This window comes from Kluyvera sp. NPDC087067 (assembly GCF_044745165.1).
Taxonomy (GTDB): domain Bacteria; phylum Pseudomonadota; class Gammaproteobacteria; order Enterobacterales; family Enterobacteriaceae; genus Kluyvera.
In genome coordinates, this window is sequence record NZ_JBIUZS010000001.1 from 659,209 (window position 1) to 679,598 (window position 20,390).

19 protein-coding genes are annotated in these 20,390 nt (G+C 54.3%); 13 read left to right on the forward strand and 6 right to left on the reverse strand.

Translation table 11 applies throughout. The features are described from left to right. Window positions 1-126: 126 nt before the first annotated feature. The gene (gene nifJ / locus ACIPDS_RS03170; protein ID WP_400732522.1) at window positions 127-3,654 is read right to left on the reverse strand and encodes a pyruvate:ferredoxin (flavodoxin) oxidoreductase; all 3,528 of its coding nucleotides are present in this window, start codon (window positions 3,652-3,654) and stop codon (window positions 127-129) included. Between the two features lie 285 nt (window positions 3,655-3,939). Between nifJ and ACIPDS_RS03175 the strand changes: the two genes are divergently transcribed. Next, window positions 3,940-4,206 carry a DUF333 domain-containing protein gene (locus tag ACIPDS_RS03175; protein WP_166514481.1) on the forward strand — a complete coding sequence of 89 codons (267 nt, stop codon included), beginning with the start codon at window positions 3,940-3,942 and terminating at the stop codon, window positions 4,204-4,206. A gap of 3 nt (window positions 4,207-4,209) precedes the next feature. Here ACIPDS_RS03175 and hslJ read toward each other — a convergent pair whose 3' ends face one another. After that, window positions 4,210-4,647: a heat shock protein HslJ gene (gene hslJ / locus ACIPDS_RS03180; RefSeq protein WP_400732525.1), complete on the reverse strand. Its 438-nt coding sequence runs from the start codon at window positions 4,645-4,647 to the stop codon at window positions 4,210-4,212. A gap of 115 nt (window positions 4,648-4,762) precedes the next feature. Then, the gene (locus ACIPDS_RS03185) at window positions 4,763-5,752 is read right to left on the reverse strand and encodes a 2-hydroxyacid dehydrogenase (RefSeq protein ID WP_400732528.1); all 990 of its coding nucleotides are present in this window, start codon (window positions 5,750-5,752) and stop codon (window positions 4,763-4,765) included. A gap of 310 nt (window positions 5,753-6,062) precedes the next feature. Here ACIPDS_RS03185 and ACIPDS_RS03190 point away from each other — a divergent pair, with 310 nt between their 5' ends. From ACIPDS_RS03190 to ACIPDS_RS03240, 11 genes are all read left to right on the forward strand, one after another. Next, entirely contained in the window at window positions 6,063-8,705 is a 2,643-nt protein-coding gene (locus ACIPDS_RS03190) for a YdbH family protein (RefSeq protein ID WP_400732530.1), read from the forward strand. Continuing rightward, window positions 8,702-8,893, forward strand: coding sequence for a YnbE family lipoprotein (locus ACIPDS_RS03195; protein ID WP_166513997.1), 192 nt, complete (start codon window positions 8,702-8,704; stop codon window positions 8,891-8,893). The genes ACIPDS_RS03190 and ACIPDS_RS03195 overlap by 4 nt, the downstream gene beginning before the upstream one ends. 7 nt (window positions 8,894-8,900) lie before the next feature. Then, window positions 8,901-9,224 carry a YdbL family protein gene (locus ACIPDS_RS03200; protein WP_166513996.1) on the forward strand — a complete coding sequence of 108 codons (324 nt, stop codon included), beginning with the start codon at window positions 8,901-8,903 and terminating at the stop codon, window positions 9,222-9,224. A gap of 132 nt (window positions 9,225-9,356) precedes the next feature. Beyond that, entirely contained in the window at window positions 9,357-9,713 is a 357-nt protein-coding gene (gene hinT / locus ACIPDS_RS03205; RefSeq protein ID WP_166513995.1) for a purine nucleoside phosphoramidase, read from the forward strand. Between the two features lie 3 nt (window positions 9,714-9,716). Continuing rightward, the gene (locus ACIPDS_RS03210) at window positions 9,717-10,091 is read left to right on the forward strand and encodes a YcfL family protein (protein ID WP_166513994.1); all 375 of its coding nucleotides are present in this window, start codon (window positions 9,717-9,719) and stop codon (window positions 10,089-10,091) included. A 13-nt stretch (window positions 10,092-10,104) separates the two neighbouring features. After that, window positions 10,105-10,752 (forward strand): penicillin-binding protein activator LpoB, encoded by a 648-nt coding sequence (lpoB, locus tag ACIPDS_RS03215; protein ID WP_400732534.1) that lies wholly within the window; start codon window positions 10,105-10,107, stop codon window positions 10,750-10,752. Continuing rightward, window positions 10,733-11,575, forward strand: a complete 843-nt coding sequence (thiK, locus tag ACIPDS_RS03220; protein WP_400733437.1) for a thiamine kinase — start codon at window positions 10,733-10,735, stop codon at window positions 11,573-11,575. Before lpoB ends, thiK begins: the two co-directional genes overlap by 20 nt. Continuing rightward, a complete protein-coding gene (gene nagZ, locus ACIPDS_RS03225) occupies window positions 11,563-12,588 on the forward strand; it encodes a beta-N-acetylhexosaminidase (RefSeq protein WP_400732536.1) in 1,026 nt (341 codons plus the stop codon). Before thiK ends, nagZ begins: the two co-directional genes overlap by 13 nt. A gap of 38 nt (window positions 12,589-12,626) precedes the next feature. After that, the gene (gene ycfP / locus ACIPDS_RS03230; protein ID WP_393970188.1) at window positions 12,627-13,169 is read left to right on the forward strand and encodes an alpha/beta hydrolase YcfP; all 543 of its coding nucleotides are present in this window, start codon (window positions 12,627-12,629) and stop codon (window positions 13,167-13,169) included. A gap of 273 nt (window positions 13,170-13,442) precedes the next feature. Beyond that, entirely contained in the window at window positions 13,443-14,747 is a 1,305-nt protein-coding gene (locus tag ACIPDS_RS03235) for an NAD(P)/FAD-dependent oxidoreductase (protein ID WP_166513990.1), read from the forward strand. Between the two features lie 244 nt (window positions 14,748-14,991). Next, window positions 14,992-15,528, forward strand: coding sequence for a glycine zipper 2TM domain-containing protein (locus ACIPDS_RS03240; protein WP_073971190.1), 537 nt, complete (start codon window positions 14,992-14,994; stop codon window positions 15,526-15,528). Window positions 15,529-15,582: 54 nt separating this feature from the next. Here the strand turns inward: ACIPDS_RS03240 and ACIPDS_RS03245 are convergent, their stop codons facing one another. Beyond that, on the reverse strand, window positions 15,583-16,221 hold the full coding sequence (locus ACIPDS_RS03245) for a TetR/AcrR family transcriptional regulator (RefSeq protein ID WP_166513989.1): 639 nt from the start codon (window positions 16,219-16,221) through the stop codon (window positions 15,583-15,585). Between the two features lie 246 nt (window positions 16,222-16,467). On the opposite strand from ACIPDS_RS03245, the gene bhsA reads away from it, so the two are divergent. Then, on the forward strand, window positions 16,468-16,725 hold the full coding sequence (bhsA, locus tag ACIPDS_RS03250; protein ID WP_166513988.1) for a multiple stress resistance protein BhsA: 258 nt from the start codon (window positions 16,468-16,470) through the stop codon (window positions 16,723-16,725). A gap of 94 nt (window positions 16,726-16,819) precedes the next feature. Here the strand turns inward: bhsA and ACIPDS_RS03255 are convergent, their stop codons facing one another. Both ACIPDS_RS03255 and ACIPDS_RS03260 read right to left on the reverse strand, forming a co-directional pair. Further along, window positions 16,820-17,779: a L,D-transpeptidase family protein gene (locus ACIPDS_RS03255; protein ID WP_400733440.1), complete on the reverse strand. Its 960-nt coding sequence runs from the start codon at window positions 17,777-17,779 to the stop codon at window positions 16,820-16,822. A 133-nt stretch (window positions 17,780-17,912) separates the two neighbouring features. Further along, on the reverse strand, window positions 17,913-20,078 hold the full coding sequence (locus ACIPDS_RS03260) for a TonB-dependent siderophore receptor (RefSeq protein WP_400732540.1): 2,166 nt from the start codon (window positions 20,076-20,078) through the stop codon (window positions 17,913-17,915). Between the last annotated feature and the right edge of the window lie 312 nt (window positions 20,079-20,390).

Below are 20,390 nucleotides of genomic sequence, written 5' to 3' on the forward strand. Positions count from 1 at the left end.
TATGCCTTTTTGCCACACATTCAATTCCTGTTGCCGTGTGTCATTTATTAGATTGGTCGTTTATAAAATGACAAGCCCGAATAGATATTCGGGCTTTTTTTATGCTCAATAAATACGCTTTACGGCTTATTCCTGCGGCGTCGCTTTCTCCGCCTTGCCAGCAAGCTGCGCTAAGAAATCGTAGCGTTTTTGCAAGTCGGCGGCGGCGTCCTTCCACAACTGCTCAGCCACTTCTGGCTGCTGGCTGTTCAGGCGACGGAAGCGCTGCTCGTTCATTAGCGTTTCGGCGAGCGCATCGGATGGTGGACGAGAGTCCAGCGCCAGTGGGATCTTCCCTTCATCAGCGCGACGCGGGTCGAAGCGGAACAGCGGCCAGAAGCCGGTCGCGGTGAGCTGACGCATCTGATCGTGGCTCAGCGCCAGATCGTAGCCGTGCTCTTCACATGGGCTGTAGGCGATAATCAGCGATGGCCCCGGATAGGACTCCGCTTCCTGAATGGCTTTCACCGTTTGGTTTAGCTGTGCCCCTAGCGAAATCTGTGCGACATAAACGTGACCGTACATCATCATGCTCACGCCCAGATCTTTGCGCGCTTTGCGCTTGCCATGCTCGCCAAACTTGGTCACTGCGCCCAGCGGGGTAGCTTTTGAGGCCTGGCCGCCGGTGTTGGAGTAGCACTGCGTATCCAGTACCAGAATATTGACGTTCTCGGTCAAGCTCATCACGTGATCCAGCCCGCCAAAGCCAATATCATAGGCCCAGCCGTCACCGCCAATCAGCCAGATGGATTTCTCGACCAGCGCATCGGCATCGGTCAATAGCTCCTCAGCACCGTCAACGCCTGCCAATGCCGCGCGCAGCGCCGCAACCTGTTCGCGACGCACTTCCGGGGTCGCTTCACTATTGAGCGCTTCGTTAAGCTCGGCCGGGATTTTATCGGCAAATCCGCTCAGCAGACGCATCACGCGCTGGCGGTGTTGATCGACCGTTAAACGGAAGCCCAGACCAAACTCGGCGTTATCTTCAAACAGCGAGTTGGCCCACGCCGGGCCACGACCGTTGATGTCGGTAGTGTAAGGCGTAGAGGGCAGGTTACCGCCGTAGATAGATGAACAGCCGGTGGCGTTAGCAATCAACATGCGATCGCCGTAGAGCTGAGTCAGCAGTTTAATGTACGGGGTTTCGCCGCAGCCGGAACAGGCGCCGGAGTATTCAAACAGCGGGGTGATAAGCTGCGAAGTACGAATATCAATACGCTCAAGCTTGCTGCGGTCAATTTCCGGCAGGTCGAGGAAGAAGTCATAGTTCACTTTTTCTTCTTCGACGTGGTCAAGGCGCGACATCATGTTGATGGCCTTGATTTCCGGGTTCTGACGGTCTTTCGCCGGGCAAACCTCGACGCAAAGATTACAGCCGGTGCAGTCTTCAGGCGCAACCTGAAGCACGTACTTCTGGCCGCGCATATCGCGTGATTTCACGTCAAGCGAATGCAGGGAGTCAGGCGCATTTTCCATCGCCTCCGGTGAGACAACCTTCGCGCGAATAGCCGAGTGCGGGCAGGCGGCGACGCAGTGGTTACACTGGGTACACAGCTCTTCCTTCCAGATAGGGATCTCTTCGGCAATATTGCGTTTTTCCCAGCGGGTGGTGCCGACCGGCCAGGTGCCGTCTGGTGGCAGCGCGGAAACCGGCAGGGCGTCACCGAGTCCGGCGAGCATGGCGGCCGTGACGGTTTTCACGAAGTCAGGGGCGGCGTCGGAGACCACCGGCGGACGATTAGGGCTACCAGCATTGACCGGCTGCAACGACACTTCCGCCAGCGACTCACGCGCCAGCGCCAGGGCCTGCCAGTTGCGCTCAACCAGATCCTGGCCCTTGCTGCTATAGCTTTTGGCGATGGCGTTTTGCAGCTCCATCAGCGCGCTATCACCCGGCAGAATCTGCGTGAGGTGGAAGAATGCCATCTGCATGACGGTATTAATACGCGCAGCCAGACCGCATTCACGGGCAATTTTCGCCGCGTTGATAACGTAAAAGCGGGCTTTTTTCTGGTTCAGTACCGCCTGAACTTCCTGCGGCAGGCGCGCCCACACTTCATCGGCGCTATAAGGCGTATTGAGCAGGAAAATACCGCCAGGCTTTAAGCGTTCGGCCATCTGGTATTTATCAATAAATTGCAGCTGGTGGCAGCCGACGAAATCAGCCTGCGCCACCAGATAAGCGGAGCGAATCGGATTGTCGCTCACCCGCAGGTGGGAAACCGTCAGGCCGCCGGCCTTTTTGGAGTCGTAGACGAAATAGCCCTGCGCAAACCACGGCGTGGAGTTACCGATGATCTTGATGTTGTTCTTGGTGGCCGACACGCTGCCGTCGCTGCCTAACCCGTAGAACAGCGCTTCCAGACGCGCCGTTGATGGTAAGGTATTTTCCGGCAGCGGCAGGGAGAGGTTGGTGACATCATCATAGATACCAACGGTGAAGCGGGATTTCGGTTTCGCGGACGAAAGCTCGTTGAAAATCGCCAGTACGCACTCCGGGCCAAACTCTTTGGACGACAGACCGTAACGGCCGCCAATCACCCGCGGCAGCGTTTCGCGCAGGCCCTGGTTAAAGGCTTCGGCAAGCGCCGTCATTACGTCAAGATACAGCGGCTCAGCTAATGCGCCCGGTTCTTTGGTACGGTCGAGCACCGCGACGCTGCGCACGCTGTCGGGCAGCGCTTGCAGCAGGTGTGCGGCTGAGAATGGGCGATACAGACGCACTTTTAACACGCCGACTTTTTCACCCTGAGTCAGCAGCTCATCCACCACTTCCTCACAGGTGCCGATGGCCGAGCCCATAATCACGATTACGCGCTCGGCCTGCGGATGGCCGTAGTATTCAAACGGTTTGTAGCGGCGACCGGTCGCGTCGGCGAAATCATTCATTGCCTGCTCAACATGGTCGTATACCGCGTTGTACCAGGGGTTTGTTGCTTCGCGAGACTGGAAATAGGTGTCCGGGTTTGCCGAGGTGCCGCGAATGATCGGATGTTCCGGGTTCAACGCGCGGGCGCGGTGGGCGGCAATTTCATCGTGTGGCAGCAGGCTACGGATGGTGTCATCAGACATCGGCACAATTTTATTAATTTCGTGCGAGGTACGGAAACCATCGAAGAAATGAATAAACGGCACCCGGCTTTTGAGCGTGGCAATGTGAGAAATCAGCGCGAAGTCCTGCGCTTCCTGCACGCTACCGGCGCACAGCATGGCGCAACCGGTCTGGCGAACTGCCATGACGTCGGAATGATCGCCGAAGATGGAAAGGGCGTGGGTGGCAACCGTACGCGCCGCAACGTGCAGAACAAACGGCGTCAACTCACCGGCCAGTTTGTAGAGCGTTGGGATCATCAGCAGCAGACCCTGCGATGAAGTGAATGAGGTGGAAAGCGCGCCGGTTTGCAATGCGCCGTGCACGGTGGCAATGGCACCGGCTTCTGACTGCATCTCAACCACGCGCGGCACATCGCCCCATACGTTTTTCAGCCCATTACCCGACCAGGCATCCGCCTGTTCCGCCATGGTCGAGCTTGGCGTAATCGGATAAATGGCGATGACTTCACTGGTGCGGAACGCAACCGAGGCGACTGCACCATTACCGTCAATTGTGATCATTGATTATGACACCTTACATTGCGCAAAAAATGAGGTTTACGGATTGCCGCAAACCGGGAATCTATTCTTTTGGTATTGCTAAAGTCTAGCAAACCTCACGCTGAATCATTTTTGCTTTTGTGTCCTTCACCGGGGTTCATATCAATATGATGGATAATTCGACCAACAAAATTGCCAGAAAATGTTTCTACAGCGCATAAATGCGCGTTGGGTCTCTCGACGTACCGCGCTGCGCTGCCTATGATGCATAGGTTTGTTTATATTTTTTCGATGGGGAGAGAAAAGATGCGGGCTGCGTTTTTAGTCGGATGTGCGGCGTTATTATTATCAGCGTGCAGCAGTGAACCTGTTCAGCAGGCGACTGCGGCACACGTTACGCCGGGAATGAGAGCGGCGATGTCCAGTACGGGCGATGCCAATTGCGCCATGATAGGCGGCACGCTCTCCGCTGCACGTCAACTGGATGGCTCCAGCATCGGCATGTGCGCGCTGCCTAATGGCAAGCGATGCAGTGAACAATCTCTTGCGGTCGGCAGCTGCGGAAGCTACTAACGGTTAATTCACCAGATCGGCAAGTTTATAGCTGAGCGTCTGGTCGGCGGTGGCAAGGGTAAGCTGTGATTCGGTGAGATCCACCTGTGCGCCTTTACGCAACATGGAGGCAAGCGTTCTATCAAGTTCATTGAGCTTGTCATCGCTACACAGTTTGCGGGTCATCGCCAGATCCGGGGCGGTCAGCTCGCCATTGGAGATTGAAGCCGTACCGGAAAAACCATTACACATGTTGCCGGACAGGTAGATTTTGTTCAGTAACTGCTTTTCGCCAAAGCTAAGCTCCAGCGGGGTGCCGTTGCCTTTAACGGGCTGACCGTTGACGCTTTCCAGAACAAAGCGATGATGCTGTAGCTGGTCGCCGCCGGTAAATACTTTGCTGTTATAAACGCAGCCGGAGAGAAGCGCGGCCGCCGCCAGGAGGATTAAAGATTTCTTCATTTGCAGGATTTCTTATTTATTTGATGAATACTTACGAAGTGTAACTGTACTGCCAATGGTGTCTGTGGGGCTTATCTGAAAATGCTCCCCAACGGGCGTCAGGGAGCGTTGTGGCTTAGGCGAGGGCGTTAGGACAGTCGCTATTGGTGTCAATCTGACGCAGGTTTTCCAGCGTTGTTTCCGAAATGCTGGTCAATGCCTCTGCGGTCAGGAACGCCTGATGCCCGGTAAACAGAACGTTATGGCAGGCAGACAGACGGCGGAAAACATCATCCTGAATCACGTCGTTAGACTTATCTTCAAAGAACAGATCGCGTTCGTTCTCGTACACGTCCATCCCCAATGCGCCAATTTTCTGCGTTTTCAATGCTTCAATCGCGGCCTGAGAATCAATTAACGCACCACGGCTGGTGTTGATGACCATCACACCGTCTTTCATCTTCTCAAACGCGCTGGCATTAAGCAGATGATAGTTTTCTTCGGTCAGCGGGCAGTGCAGGGAAATAACATCAGACTCAGCAAACAGCGTTGGCAGGTCGACGTACTCCACGCCCATCTCCAGCGCCGCCGCGTTTGGGTACGGGTCAAAGGCCAGCAGCCGCATCCCAAAACCTTTCAGAATACGCAGCGCGGCGATACCGATTTTGCCGGTGCCAATCACCCCGGCGGTTTTACCGTACATGGTAAAACCGGTCAGCCCTTCGAGCGAGAAGTTGGCGTCACGGGTGCGCTGATAGGCACGGTGAATACGGCGGTTCAGCGTCATCATCATACCGATGGCATGTTCAGCCACCGCTTCTGGAGAATAGGCCGGAACGCGAACCACGCGCAGACCGAGCTCTTTTGCTGCATCAAGATCGACGTTGTTAAAGCCCGCACAGCGCAGCGCTATATACTTCACGCCGTTTTTTTTCAACTCTTCAAGAACCGGGCGGCTACCGTCGTCATTAACGAAAATACACACCGCCTCGCAGCCATGCGCGGTTTTTGCGGTTTTTTCCGTCAGCAGAAAATCGAAAAACTCAAGCTCAAAACCATATGCCTGATTAACATTTTGCAGATACTTTTTGTCGTACTGCTTGGTGCTGTAAACGGCGATTTTCATACGCTTTACTCCAGTGATTTTAGAGTCAAATTAGCATAATTCAAATTATCATACAAAATGTAAAAATGTTTTGAATGCTAAAGATATGTAAAGAAACTCCGACCAGTATACCTGCCTGCAAGAGCGCGCGATACTGGCGACCTCAATCAGAATCAACTGAAATTACTCACATTTTATTTTTTTACCGCTATGCTTAAAGCATCACCGCGGCTTTCACTCTCTGGTCTGACATGACACAATACGCGCCTTTGGACAGTCCGCTCGGCCGTCCGGCATCTCTGCCTGCACTAAATTGGACAAGACTGCACCCATGAAGGGTAAATACAAAGCTGCTATTGCGCTACTTCTGTTATTACTGCTCCTGCCATTGACCCTGCTGATGACGCTGGGGTACTGGGTGCCTACGCTGGTGGGGATCTGGCTTCCGGCAGGAACGCGCATTGCCTTACATGACAGCCCACGCTTAACGCGTTCCTCATTGCATATCCCCGATCTGCGCTACCTGGCAGGTGACTGTGAACTGGCTACTTTAAAAGATGTCACGCTCTCGCATCCCAGCCGCTGGAAGCTGCACGCGGCGTCACTCAACCTGAACTCGGTCTGCTTTGCCAAACTGCCGCAAAACGATACCGTCCCGGGCGCGCCGCGTACCCTGGCAGAATGGCAGTCGATGCTGCCGAACACCTGGCTTACGATTGATTCATTAAGCATCTCGCCGTGGGAAAAGTGGCAGGGAAAACTGGATGTTGCCCTGACGCCTGAACGTCAGGAGGTGGAATATCAAGGCGACAACGTCACTCTACACGCCCGTTTGCACGGTCAGGCGCTGACAATCAGCGAGTTTCAGGCAAGCCTGATGGACGGTGAGCCGCCGGTGAAGCTGGTCGGACAGTTCACCATGCCGCTGGTACCGGATGGTTTGCCGATTGCAGGACATCTCACCTCAACGCTACAGGTGCCGCAGGTGCCATCGCTTGTGGATGCGGAGTTGAACTGGGATGGCAATCAGGGGCAACTGCTGATGATGGCGCGCGGTGAGGGCGATCCGTTAGTCGATTTCCCGTGGCAGTTGACCGAACAACAGCTCACCATCAGCGATGGCCGCTGGAACTGGCCGTTCCAGCCGGGGCTTCCGCTGAGCGGCCGTGTGGCGCTTAAACTCAACAACTGGCAGCAGGGCATTGATAAAACCGTGATTTCGGGCCGGTTGAACGTGCTGACCTCGGGGGATGCCGGGAAGGGTAACGCGGTGTTATCCGTGGGGCCGGGTACGCTCAGCATGGATAACAGTGATATGCCGTTGCAGCTGGTTGGCGAAGCGAAGCAGGGGGATCTCATCCTCTACGCCAAACTTCCGGCTAAGTTAAGTGGCCCGTTAGTCAGCCCGGTGCTGGATTTCCAGCCAGGCGCACTGCTGCGTTCGCGCGGTCGAGTGATTGATTCCCTGAATATTGATGAAGTGCGCTGGCCGCTGGCCGGGGTGAAAATATCAACCCAGGGCATTGATGGGCGATTACAGGCCATCCTGCGCGCCCATGAGCAGCAAACGGGAGATTTTGTCCTGCACCTCGATGGCCGCGCCGATAATTTTATGCCGGATAAAGGCACCTGGCAGTGGCGCTATTGGGGCGACGGTCATTTCACGCCGATGCAGGCGCGCTGGGATGTGACCGGCACCGGCGTGTGGCGTGACAGTGCGATTGTGCTGAATACGCTATCAACCGGCTTCGACAAATTACAGTACGGCACCATGACCATCGACACACCGCGCCTGAAGCTGGAAAAGCCGATTCATTGGATCCGCGATGAACAGCATCCTTCCTTTACCGGCGCCCTGGCGCTGGATGCCCGGGAGACTCGCTTTACCGGCGGTAGCGTGCTGCCGGCTTCAGCACTCACTTTCAGCGTTGACGGGCGCGATCCGACGTTCTTCCAGTTTAAGGGCGATCTCAGAGCTCAGGATATCGGTCCGGTCAGGGTGAATGGACGTTGGGACGGCGAGCGTCTGCGCGGTCAGGCGTGGTGGCCGGAACAGTCGTTGACCGTCTTTCAGCCGCTGCTGCCGCCGGACTGGAAAATGAAACTGCGTGATGGTTCGCTCTATGCGCAGGTGGCCTTTTCCGCCGCCGCAGGGCAAGGTTTTGAGGCGGGCGGACACGGTGTTTTGAAAAATGGCAGCGCCTGGACGCCGGATAACCAGGTGAACGGCGTCGATTTTGTGCTGCCATTTCGCTTAAAAGAGGGCATCTGGCAGCTGGGCACCCGGCAGCCTGTGTCGCTGCGCATTGCTGAAATTGTCAATCAGGTCACCGCGCGCAATATCACCGCCGATCTGCAGGGCACCTGGCCCTGGAGTGAAGCACAACCGCTACAACTCAGCGACGTCAGCGTGGATGTGCTGGGTGGTAAGGTCACGATGCAACAACTGCGGATGCCGCAACACGACGCGGCCTTATTGCGCCTGCATCATATTTCGATGAGCGAGTTGGTCAGCGCGGTGAATCCCAAACAATTCGCCATGTCGGGCCCGGTCGATGGTGCGTTACCGCTGTGGCTTAATGACAGCAAATGGATAATTAAAGATGGCTGGCTGCACAACCCCGGCCCAATGACGCTCCGGCTGGATAAAGACACCGCCGATGCGGTTGCCGATGACAATATTGCCGCCGGTGCCGCTATCAACTGGCTACGCTATCTGGAAATTACCCGCTCCTGGACGCGCATTAATCTCGACAGTCTGGGATTACTGACGCTGACGGCGACGGTCACCGGTACCGGGGTGATGGATGAAAAACGCAGTACGGTGCAGTTAAACTACACGCACCAGGAGAATGTTTTTGATTTGTGGCGAAGCTTGCGCTTTGGCGACAAACTTCAGTCATGGCTTGAGCAACACGCGACCCTTCCCGGTGCGCCGTGTGGCAGCGGCACGGAATGTAAGGAGCAACAATGAAATTATCCATCGCCATGCTGGCTGTGATGGGCTGCGGCCTGTTGTCAGGATGCGTCCCGCGCATTGAAGTGGCGGCGCCGAAAGAGCCGATTACTATCAATATGAATGTGAAAATTGAGCATGAGATCCATATCAAGGCCGATAAGGATGTTGAGGATCTACTGAAATCCCGTAGTGATTTATTCTGAGGTCATAATGCGAAAAATAGGGATTGCTGCGCTTCTGGCGTTGGGATTGTTTAGCACCGGCGTACAGGCGTTAACGCTGGCAGACGCGCGTCAACAAGGGCGAGTCGGGGAGAGCCAAAGTGGCTATCTGGCGGCTATCAAAACCGACCCGGACACTCAGGCTTTGGTCAAACAAATCAACGAAGCGCGTAGCGAAAGCTATCGGCAGCTTGCGCAGAGTAATAATCTCACGCAGCAAGAGGTGGCAAGGCTTGCCGGTAAGAAACTTATCGAGAAAGCGCAGCCCGGTGAATTCGTCCAGGGCATTAATGGTCAGTGGCTGCGTAAGTAAAGGTCCGATTGCGCTAAGAAAATATGTATTCCGGTTGAAAGATTAGCGGTAACTCGCTCATACTCTTGGCATGTAACCTGTTCGTCGGTAACGGTTTTACCGTCGCATATGAGAATAATAAAGGAAGTCCCAATGGCAGAAGAAACTATTTTCAGCAAAATTATTCGTCGTGAAATACCGTCAGATATCGTTTATCAGGATGAGCTGGTCACCGCTTTTCGCGATATTTCTCCACAGGCACCCACCCATATTCTGATTATCCCTAATATCCTGATTGCCACCACCAATGACGTCACCGCCGCGCATGAACAGGCGCTGGGTCGGATGATTACCGTGGCGGCGAAAATCGCCCAGGATGAGGGCATTGCTGAGGACGGTTACCGTCTTATCATGAATTGCAATCGCCACGGCGGACAGGAAGTTTACCATATCCACATGCATTTGCTGGGCGGTCGGCCACTGGGGCCAATGCTGGCGCACAAAGGCTAACTTATGAAAACGGTCTGTCTGGGTCTTTTGCTTTGTTCGACGTTGCTAGCCGGGTGCCATTCGCGCCCGGAAATTGCCGTGAATGAGGAGCAAACGCTGGTCATGGAGTCGAGTCTGTTGGCGGCTGGGATCAGCGCGGAAAAACCTGAACTGACGTCGTCAGATATTCAGGCTACCGCCAGCGCGAAGCTTTTCAATGAAAGGCGAAAGCCGGTCACCGTACATTATCGTTTCTATTGGTATGACGCCCGTGGGCTGGAAATGCATCCGCTGGAAGCGCCGCGCAGCATCACGGTTCCGCCAATGGGCGCGGTCACGCTTTACGGTACAGCCAACGGTCTGGGTGCACATAAAGCCCGGCTTTATCTTTATCTTTAAGGGGTAAACTCGAATGAGTAAATTGGGTCGCTATGCGCTTATTGCCTCGCTGGCAATGTTGCTGGCAGGGTGTGTAATTCGTAATGAACCTGCGCCGGTTGAGACGGCTAATCCGCAACAACCGCAGCAGCCGGTAGAGCCACAGCAACCGGTGACAACCGTTCCGGGCGTGCCGACAATCCCTGCGCAGCCGGGGCCGATTGAACACGGTGGTGACGCCACCGCGCAGCCTACGCCGCGGGTTCGTCACTACGATTGGAACGGTGCCGCACAACCGATGGTGGCGAAAATGTTGCAGGCGAGCGGCGTGAATGCGGGCAGTATTTTGCTGGTCGACAGCGTTAACAACCGCACCAACGGGTCGTTAAATGCCGGAGAAGCGACAACCGCACTGCATAATGCGCTGGCGGGCAACGGTAAATTCACCCTGGTGACCCCGCAGCAACTGGCGGTTGCCAAACAGCAGCTCGGTCTTTCTCCACAAGACAGCCTGGGCTCACGCAGTAAAGCGATGGGGATCGCGCGTAACGTTGGTGCGCAGTACGTGCTGTACTCCAACGCCACCGGCAACGTCAATTCACCGACGCTTCAAATGCAGCTTATGCTGGTGCAGACCGGTGAAATCGTCTGGTCAGGAAAGGGTGCGGTTGCGCAACAATAAGCTTACGCGTGATGCGGTACTTTCACGCTATTTCCCTCAGTATTGCGTCGTCGCCAGCCCCGAAACGTCGGGGCTGAGCGGCAGCAGCTGCATTCTTCAGCACGGCGAACGGCGGCTGGTTCTGCGCCAGCATCATGCGCCCGATGCCCCGGAAAGTGATTTTCTTCGGCAGTATCACGCGCTATGCCATCTTCCCGCAACGCTTGCCCCTCGGCCGGTTTTTTATACCCCAGGCTGGATGGCGGTTGAATTTTTAGCCGGTGAGATCAAAAGCGTGCTCCCGGCACATCGCTCGTTAGCGACTCTCCTGTATGATTTACACCATCAGCGCCGATTCGGCTGGTCACTGGCTTTATTGCCCTTACTTGAGCAGTACTGGCAGCAGTGCGACCCGGCTCGCCGGACTCCGTTCTGGCTTCGGTGCCTAAAGCGTCTGCAAAAGCGGGGCGAACCGCGCGCGCTACGACTGGCCCCGCTGCATATGGATGTTCACGCTGGCAACATTGTGCATACCTTGCAAGGACTCCGGCTTATCGACTGGGAGTACGCCGGTGATGGCGATGTCGCGCTGGAGCTGGCTGCGGTATGGACGCAGGACAATTTACAGCGCCATCAGTTAACCGTGGCCTACGCCGAACGCGCCAACATCGCGCCGCCGCTTTTGTGGCAGCAGGTGATGCGCTGGCGGCCGTGGGTACTGATGCTGATGGCCGGCTGGTTTGAGTGCCGCTGGCAACAAACCGGCGACGAACAATTTATCACGCTGGCCAACGACGTTTGGCGCCAGCTTAAGCACAAAAGGGAGGCCGTGTGGGCCCAGTAATGTTGGATGTTGAAGGCTTTGAGTTGGATGCAGAGGAACGTGAAATCCTCGCGCATCCGTTAGTGGGCGGCTTAATTCTGTTTACCCGTAATTATCATGATCCCGCTCAGTTGCGCGAACTGGTACGCCAGATCCGAAGCGCATCGCATCATCAGCTGGTGGTGGCGGTCGATCAGGAAGGTGGACGCGTTCAGCGCTTCCGCGAAGGGTTTACCCAATTACCGGCGGCGCAATCTTTTGCCGCCGTGCTGGGCTGTGAGGCCGGTGGTCGCATGGCAGCGGAAGCGGGCTGGTTGATGGCAAGCGAGATGATCGCCATGGATATCGATATCAGCTTTGCGCCCGTGCTGGATGTTGGACACATTTGTACCGCCATTGGCGAACGTTCTTATCATGCCGATCCGCAAAAAGCGCTGGCGATGGCGCGTCACTTTATTGACGGTATGCACAGTGCGGGCATGAAAACGACCGGTAAGCATTTCCCGGGCCACGGCGCGGTGACCGCAGATTCGCATAAAGAAACGCCGCATGACCCGCGTTCTGAGGCGGAAATTCGTGCTAAAGATATGGCGGTGTTCCAGACGTTAATTACCGAGAACGCGCTGGATGCGATTATGCCTGCACACGTGGTCTACGATGCGGTTGACCCGCGTCCGGCCAGCGGTTCGCCGCATTGGCTGAAAACCGTGCTGCGCGGCGAGCTTGGCTTTAATGGCGTGATCTTCTCAGACGATCTGTCAATGGAAGGCGCGGCGATTATGGGCAGCTATGCCGAGCGCGGGCAGGCGTCGCTTGATGCAGGTTGCGATATGATCCTCGTCTGCAATAATCGTAAAGGGGCGGTGAGCGTGCTGGATAACCTGTCGCCGATCAACGCCGAGCGTGTTAAGAATTTGTATCATAAAGGTTCATTTAGCCGTCAGGAACTGATGGACTCCGCCCGCTGGAAAACGGTTAGCGCGGAACTGGAACAACTCCACGAACGCTGGCAGGAAGTGAAGGCTGGTCATTAACCCTCCCGGTGTGGGAGTAATGGTGTGGTGAGGACGCGATGATTATCTATTTACACGGTTTTGACTCGAATAGCCCAGGCAATCATGAAAAAGTGCTGCAACTGCAGTTTATCGACCCGGATGTTCGGCTGATTAGCTACAGTACGTTGCACCCAAAACATGACATGCAGCATCTGCTCAAGGAAGTGGACAAGATGCTGCAACTGAACGCCGATGAACGTCCGCTGATTTGCGGCGTCGGCTTAGGCGGCTACTGGGCGGAGCGGATTGGTTTCCTGTGCGATATTCGTCAGGTGGTGCTTAATCCGAATCTGTTCCCGTATGAAAATATGGACGGCAAGATTGACCGCCCGGAAGAGTATATGGATATCGGCACCAAATGCGTGAATAACTTCCGTGAGAAGAACCGCGACCGTTGCCTGGCGATCCTGTCTCGTCATGATGATGCGCTGGACAGCAAGCGTACTGCCGAAGAACTGCATCATTACTACGAGATAATCTGGGACGAAGAGCAGGGGCACAAGTTTAAAAATATTTCGCCGCACCTGCAGCGCATCAAGGCCTTCAAAACCTTAGGCTGATTCTGTTACCAAAGCCCCGGCTGCGTTCTGCGCAGCCGGGGCTTTTTTTTGTTAATTTTTAACCTAACAGACGCGATATTTGCGGCAAAAAAATCCCGTCGCTCAACTTATGCGCGATAAAACTTGATGCATATCAATTTTGGTATGACCAATGCACCATTCATGTTATTCTCATTGCAGCTGAATGGTTTCGCGTTAGTAACTTGTTGTTAATTAAAGGCTATGTTAATAACTTTTAATTAACAATTGGTTAATAAATTTTAAGGGGGTCTCATGACTACACCAATCAAGAAAATTGTTATTGTCGGTGGTGGTGCGGGCGGCCTGGAACTGGCTACTCAACTGGGTAGAAAGCTGGGTCGTGGCAAAAAAGCAAAAATCACCCTGGTGGATCGTAACCATAGCCATCTGTGGAAACCGCTGCTGCACGAAGTGGCGACCGGTTCACTGGATGAGGGCGTGGATGCGCTGAGCTACCTGGCGCACGCGCGTAATCATCACTTCCAGTTCCAGCTGGGATCGGTGATGGACATTAACCGTGAAGCCAAAACGCTGACTATCGCCGAACTGCGCGATGAGAAGGGCGAACTGCTGGTGCCTGAGCGCAAGCTGGCCTATGACACGCTGATTATGGCGCTGGGCAGCACCTCGAATGACTTCAACACCCCTGGCGTCAAAGAACACTGTATCTTCCTTGATAACCCGCATCAGGCGCGTCGTTTCCACCAGGAAATGCTGAATCTGTTCCTGAAGTATTCCGCGAACCTCGGCGCGAACGGCAAGGTTAACATCGCCATTGTCGGCGGCGGGGCAACCGGCGTTGAGCTGTCCGCTGAACTGCATAATGCGGTTAAGCAGCTGCATAGTTACGGCTATAAAGGCTTAAGCAACGATGCGCTGAACGTGACGCTGGTGGAAGCCGGTGAGCGTATTCTGCCTGCGCTGCCGCCGCGTATTTCCGGGGCGGCCCACAGCGAGCTGACCAAAATGGGCGTGCGCGTCCTGACCCAAACGATGGTCACCAGCGCCGATGAAGGCGGTCTGCATACTAAAGACGGCGAATATATCGAGGCCGATCTGATGGTGTGGGCGGCTGGGATCAAAGCGCCGGACTTTATGAAAGATATCGGCGGCCTGGAAACTAACCGTATTAACCAACTGGTGGTTGAGCCGACGCTGCAAACCACGCGCGACCCGGATATCTATGCCATCGGCGACTGCGCGTCATGCGCCCGTCCAGAAGGCGGTTTTGTTCCACCACGCGCCCAGGCTGCGCACCAGATGGCAAGCTGCGCGCTGAACAATATTCTGGCGCAAATGAAAGGCAAAGAACTAAAAGCCTACAGCTACAAAGATCACGGATCGCTGGTTTCGCTCTCCAACTATTCCACCGTGGGCAGCCTGATGGGCAACCTGATGCGTGGCTCGATGATGATTGAAGGGCGCATTGCGCGTATGGTTTACATCTCCTTGTACCGTATGCACCAGATTGCGCTGCACGGATACTGCAAAACGGCGCTGATGATGCTGGTGGGCAGTATTAACCGGGTGATTCGTCCGCGTCTTAAGCTGCACTAATTCATCGTGGGTTCCCGGCGGCGCTGCGCTTGGCCGGGCGACTTTAAATTGCCGGATGGCGGCTACGCCTTATCCGGCCTACAACTACCTGTAGCCCGGCCAAGCAAAGCGCCGCCGGGTGGCTCAGAATCCTCTGAAACCCCTACATCCCCCTATAAAACACTTCTTTTGCGTCTTTGTCTGATTGGCTGTGCTAACAAATGGTTGCACAATTGTCAGTAATTGCAACAAAGGAGGAAGTCCCGTGAATAAATCTATGTTGGCGGGTATGGGTATTGGCGTCGCAGCCGCACTGGGTGTTGCTGCCGTCGCCAGTATGAACGTTTTCGACCGTGGCCCACAGTATGCCCAGGTTGTCTCTTCTACGCCCATCACGGAAACCGTCAAAAACCCACGTAAAGAGTGCCGTAACGTGACGGTCACGCATCGTCGTCCGGTACAGGATGAAAACCGAATTGCCGGTTCAGTGCTTGGTGCGGTGGCGGGGGGCGTTATCGGGCATCAGTTTGGTGGTGGTCGCGGTAAAGACGTGGCAACGGTGGTCGGTGCTTTAGGCGGTGGTTACGCCGGTAACCAGGCGCAGGGTGCGATGCAGAATAACGACACCTACACCACAACCGAACAGCGTTGTAAAACGGTGTACGATAAGTCTGAGAAGACGCTGGGTTATGATGTTACCTATAAAATTGGCGACCAGCAGGGGAAAATCCGTATGGATAAGAACCCAGGCAGCCAGATCCCATTGGATAACAATGGACAGCTTGTTCTTAATAAAGCCTAAAAAAGCATGACAATCTTATTCGCCCCGCTATCAATCAGATAGCGGGGCGTTTTTTTAAGGCTGCTTAATCATCTGCGGCCATAGGCGCAGCGTCGTTTCAATAATCTGCATCAGCGTTTCAAAGCTTGCCCCTTCACGGGCGCTTATCGACATTCCCTGCAAAATACAGCCCAGGAACAAGGCCAGCTCTTTGACATTTTTGTCAGCGGGGATCTCGCCGCGTGCCTGACGTAATTGCAGGAATTGACATAACGTCTGTTCTTGCACCGCATGTCGGGATTTGATGGTTTTGGCTATCTCTTTAGACGATGCCGCCAGCGCCGCTGAGGTGTTAATCATAAAGCAGCCCGCAGGCGTGTCTTTGCTGGTAAAGCAGGTGGCAACAGAGGTGAAGTAATTCCTCAGCGCTTCGGTCACCGTCTGCTCTTCGCAAAACAGGCAAGCTTCATTTTTCGAGGCAAAGTGCGAAATATAGTGATCGAGAACGGCGCGGAAGAGCCCCTCTTTGTTCGCGAACTCTGCATAAAGCGTAGGCGCTTTCGCCCCGGTCGCTTCGACAAGGTCAGAAAGCGAGGTTGCTTCATAGCCATACTGCCAGAAAAGCGTCATCGCTTTATCAAGCGCCGCTTCCCGGTCGAATACTTTCGGTCGACCACGGCCTTTTTTCGCGCAACTTTGCGTGTCAGTTGTCATCGTGCCGCCTACCTTAGTCGGTTTTAGTGAACGTTCATTATAAAAATAATCGTCAGCGGGAGCTAGCGCTTCCGTGACAAAAATAAATGAAACATATTCATATGAAAAATATATGAATTTTAATTAATTAAACGGTCGTTATAAAAATAGCGTTGACGTGTGACGTAGATCTCATTATCATTATCTTATCGATCGTTAAGTTAATAACGTCTGACCTACAAAAAATCATCTGCATAGGTAAAAATCATGAAAAACGTAAAAAATCTGGCCATCGCAGCCGTTCTAAGTTCGCTGTCATTTGCAAGCTTCGCCGCTGTTGAAGTGCAGTCCACTCCAGCGGATCAGCAAAAAGTAGGTAGCATCGCGGCAACTGCCGGTCCAAACCTGGCATCCCTGGAACAAGAGTTGTCACAGAAAGCTGATGCGATGGGCGCGAAATCGTTCCGTATCACTTCAGTAAGCGGTCCGAACACCCTCCACGGTACTGCTGTTATCTATAAATAAGCATTAAAACCCTCATAATGCTTTAATATACCACTGCGATAAAAAAGGCCCTGAGCGGGATACGCTCAGGGCCTTTTCTTTTTTCTGCTATTCACTACATATTTTGCTGCGAAACCGCGTCATGTCGGCTGACGTCAATCGGCATGCCCGAACGAATATCCAGCGCTTTATTCATCACCTCGCGGTCAGTACCGCTGTTCTGACTAAACGCTTTCATCGCCGCGTTAAGGACAATCGGCAGCGTTTGTGGATCGTCATTAATATGCTCAGATAGCGGCTGATGGACTTCTACCCAATGTATACCATTGGGCTCAATGGACGCTTTAATCGGCGTGTTGATGATATTCACTTTGGTGCCCGGCTTCACCTCATCAAACAGCGCCTTAATGTCGCCATCACGCAGGCGAATACAGCCTGAGCTGACGCGCATCCCGATACCAAAATCGGCATTGGTTCCGTGCAGCAGGTACACGCCGCCGTAGGCTGCCAGGCGAATCGCATGATGGCCCATAGGGTTATCCGGCCCGGCTGGCATCACTGCCGGCAGATCAATGCCTTGTGCTTTATAACGCGCGCGAATATTGGCCGTTGGCGTCCAGGTCGGGTTTGCCCGCTTATCGGACACGGTGGTGACCATGGTTGGGGTTATGGTATCGCCCCCGAGCTGGCCGATACCGATAGGGTAGACCGTCACCTTGTTGCTGCCCGGCGGATAATAGTAAAGCCGCAGCTCCGCCAGATTGAGCACAATGCCTTCGCGCGGCACGTCCGGCAGCAGGGTTTGCAGCGGGATGGTCAGCACGCTGCCTGGGCGCGGAACGTAAGGGTCAATGCCGGGGTTGGCCTGTAATAGCGCCAGAAAACCGACGTTATATTTCTTGGCGATGGCTTCCAGCGAGCCGCCGTTATTTTCAACCACGTGAAAACGGTTCTCGCCCACCAGACGGCTGCCCGGCGGCGGTAACGGCCAGGTGTTGGCGCTGGCGGGTAACACCATGCTAGCGGCGAGAGCGAATCCCAGCAGCCAGCGTGAAAGTCGCAGAGTTTGATGCATCACGCTTATCCCTCAATGTCGCATTATGTTACTTAAAAGTTAAAACGACTATTATGCGGAAACGAACTGTAGGGAAGTGACACATTATTGAAAGATTACGTAAATGCGGCCCCAGAGCGGGGCCGCGGGTGACCTAGAAGGCCATTTTGACCGTTAATTGCACTTCACGCGGATCGCCAATCTGGTTGCCCAAATTATTGCTGGCGATAGACGAGGTGTAGTAGGTCTTATCGAACAGGTTTTTGACGTTCAACTGTAACGTGACCGGATACTGCAACTTCATTTTGTACGCGGCAAAGACATCGGCAACCGCATAGCCTGGCAGGTAATAATCCGCGCCGTTAGTACCAGAACGCCGACTCAGCGCGTGCCCGCCGCCGCCAAGTGTCAGGGTGTTGCCGTCATAGACGTTATGAATATCGTAAGTCAGGAACAAGGAACCGGTGTGGCGCGGCACGTTCGGCAGCGGTTTTCCGGCGTAATCAGGATCGTCAATCACCTTCGCGTCGGTATAACCATAGCTGGCAATGACGTTGAGATTATCGGTGAGCGCCCCGGCAACGTCCACTTCAATACCCTGCGAACGGACTTTACCCGCCGTTTTGGCGTAGGTTTCATCGCCAATCGTTTCGGTATACATCACGTTGCGTTTATGAATATCAAAGAAGGTGATATTGGATGTTACGCCGTCAAACAGATCGAATTTTGCACCGAGCTCGTAGGCCGTAGACTCTTCCGGCGGCAGGTCGCCAATGTAGCTTGCAATCGACGACTGCGGCATAAACGACTGTGCCACGTTACCGAAAAGCGACACGGCAGGAGTAAGCTTATAAACCATGCCAAACTTGGGCGTGAGTTTCTCATCCTGGCTGTCGGTATTGACGTTGAAAGGACGGCCTTTTCCCGCGTACTGGGTGTAATACTGATAGCGCACACCGGCGACGGCAATCCATTTGTCGGTCAGATAGAGCGAGTCCTGCAAGTAGGTCGCATAGGTTTCCTGCTGAATACGCTGGTCGCTGTCGGCGGCAGAGACGCTGGTGCATTTATCCAGCGTACCGTACGCCGGGTTGTAGATATTGAAACCTTTGACGTTTTTGCAACGGATCATATCAGTGCGCAGCAAATCGTAATTCTCATAGGCAATACCGCCGAGAACTTCATTATAAAAGCCGCCGATCACCACATTACCTTGTAAATCTGCGCGGGTTGAATGCATGCGCTGCGTGGAGCCCTGGGTGGCATCTACCCGCCGCGTCAGATTGCCCGTTTTGGCGTCATAGGCCATAACGCGCGCCTGATTATCACTGTATTTATCCTGGCTGAAACCGTAATCGAAGCGGGCGGTCCACTGACTGTTCAGGCGGTATTCGGCATTCACCTGCGCGAGATCGGAATCTCCGTTGGTGACGTTAAAGGGCTCATCAAAACGCTCGTCACGGGGAACATCGACGGCGTGTCCGGTGTTTAAATCAAAAATGGTGCCGCGGTCAAACGGCGTGTGGTAGCTCCGGTGAGACCACGAGAGGTTAACCGTAGCATCATCGCCAAACCAGGTCAGGGAAGGAGCGATAAAGCTGCTGCGCTCCTTGCCAAAATTACGCCAGTAGTCTTCATGCTGATATTCCCCGACCAGACGGTATGCCAGCTGCGTGCCTTCTATCGGCCCGGTGACATCGACCTGTCCCGTGCCGCCGCCAAAACTGCTGGAGGTGGCGGAGATGTCGCCGGAAAACGTACGTTCCGGGCGTTTGGTAATGACGTTGATCAGACCGCCGGGGTCGAGAATGCCGTATAGCGTAGAGGCTGGCCCTTTAAGCACTTCCACCCGTGAGGTGGCGGCGTTAAAGCTGCGCGGCAACACGGTACGCAGCCCGTTGGTCATGATGGAACCATCGCGATTGGCGCCGAAGCCACGGCGGGTGAAGGCATCTTGCGTACCGCCCAGCGTATTGGTTTGCACGACGTTTGCCACGTTGTACAACGCTTCATCAAGCGTGGTGACATGCTGGTCGGCGAGGACTTTGTCGCTGACGGTATTCACCACCTGTGGAATATCCAGCAGCGGCATTGAGGTGAGCGTGGCGGTAGAACTACTGAGTGGTTGATAGCCATCGGTGACCGTCTGGTCCGCCTGCGAAGTGCCAACGACCGTCATTGCCTCTTCTTTCTGGGCGCTATCACCCGAGGTTTTTGTTTCTGCCGCCATCAGCGACGGGGAGCTAACCGCTCCGACAAGAAGCAATGAAAAGAGGGCGCGCCCGGTTTTTCCCGTGAACGTCGGGGAGTGCTGTGTCATCTGTCTGTTTCCCATAAATCACCGAGTGCGGTGATAAAAAGTGATAAAAATCATTGCCCTGATTGTGAAAATGTATCCATGTGCATCACGCGGTGATGAACTGGATATCTAATTGAGAATCATTCAAACATGAGTGGATGTAGTAGTAAATGCAGCGAAGAATAAATTTATTAAGCAGCGAAAAGCAGGCTCATGAGGACTTTTTTGGATGGTGGATATGATTTTATTTATTGATATATATGGTTTTTATAAGTGTGCTGGCAATCAGCGATTGTTCAGGTAAAAGCAAAGACCCTGTGAAATGAAACGGTA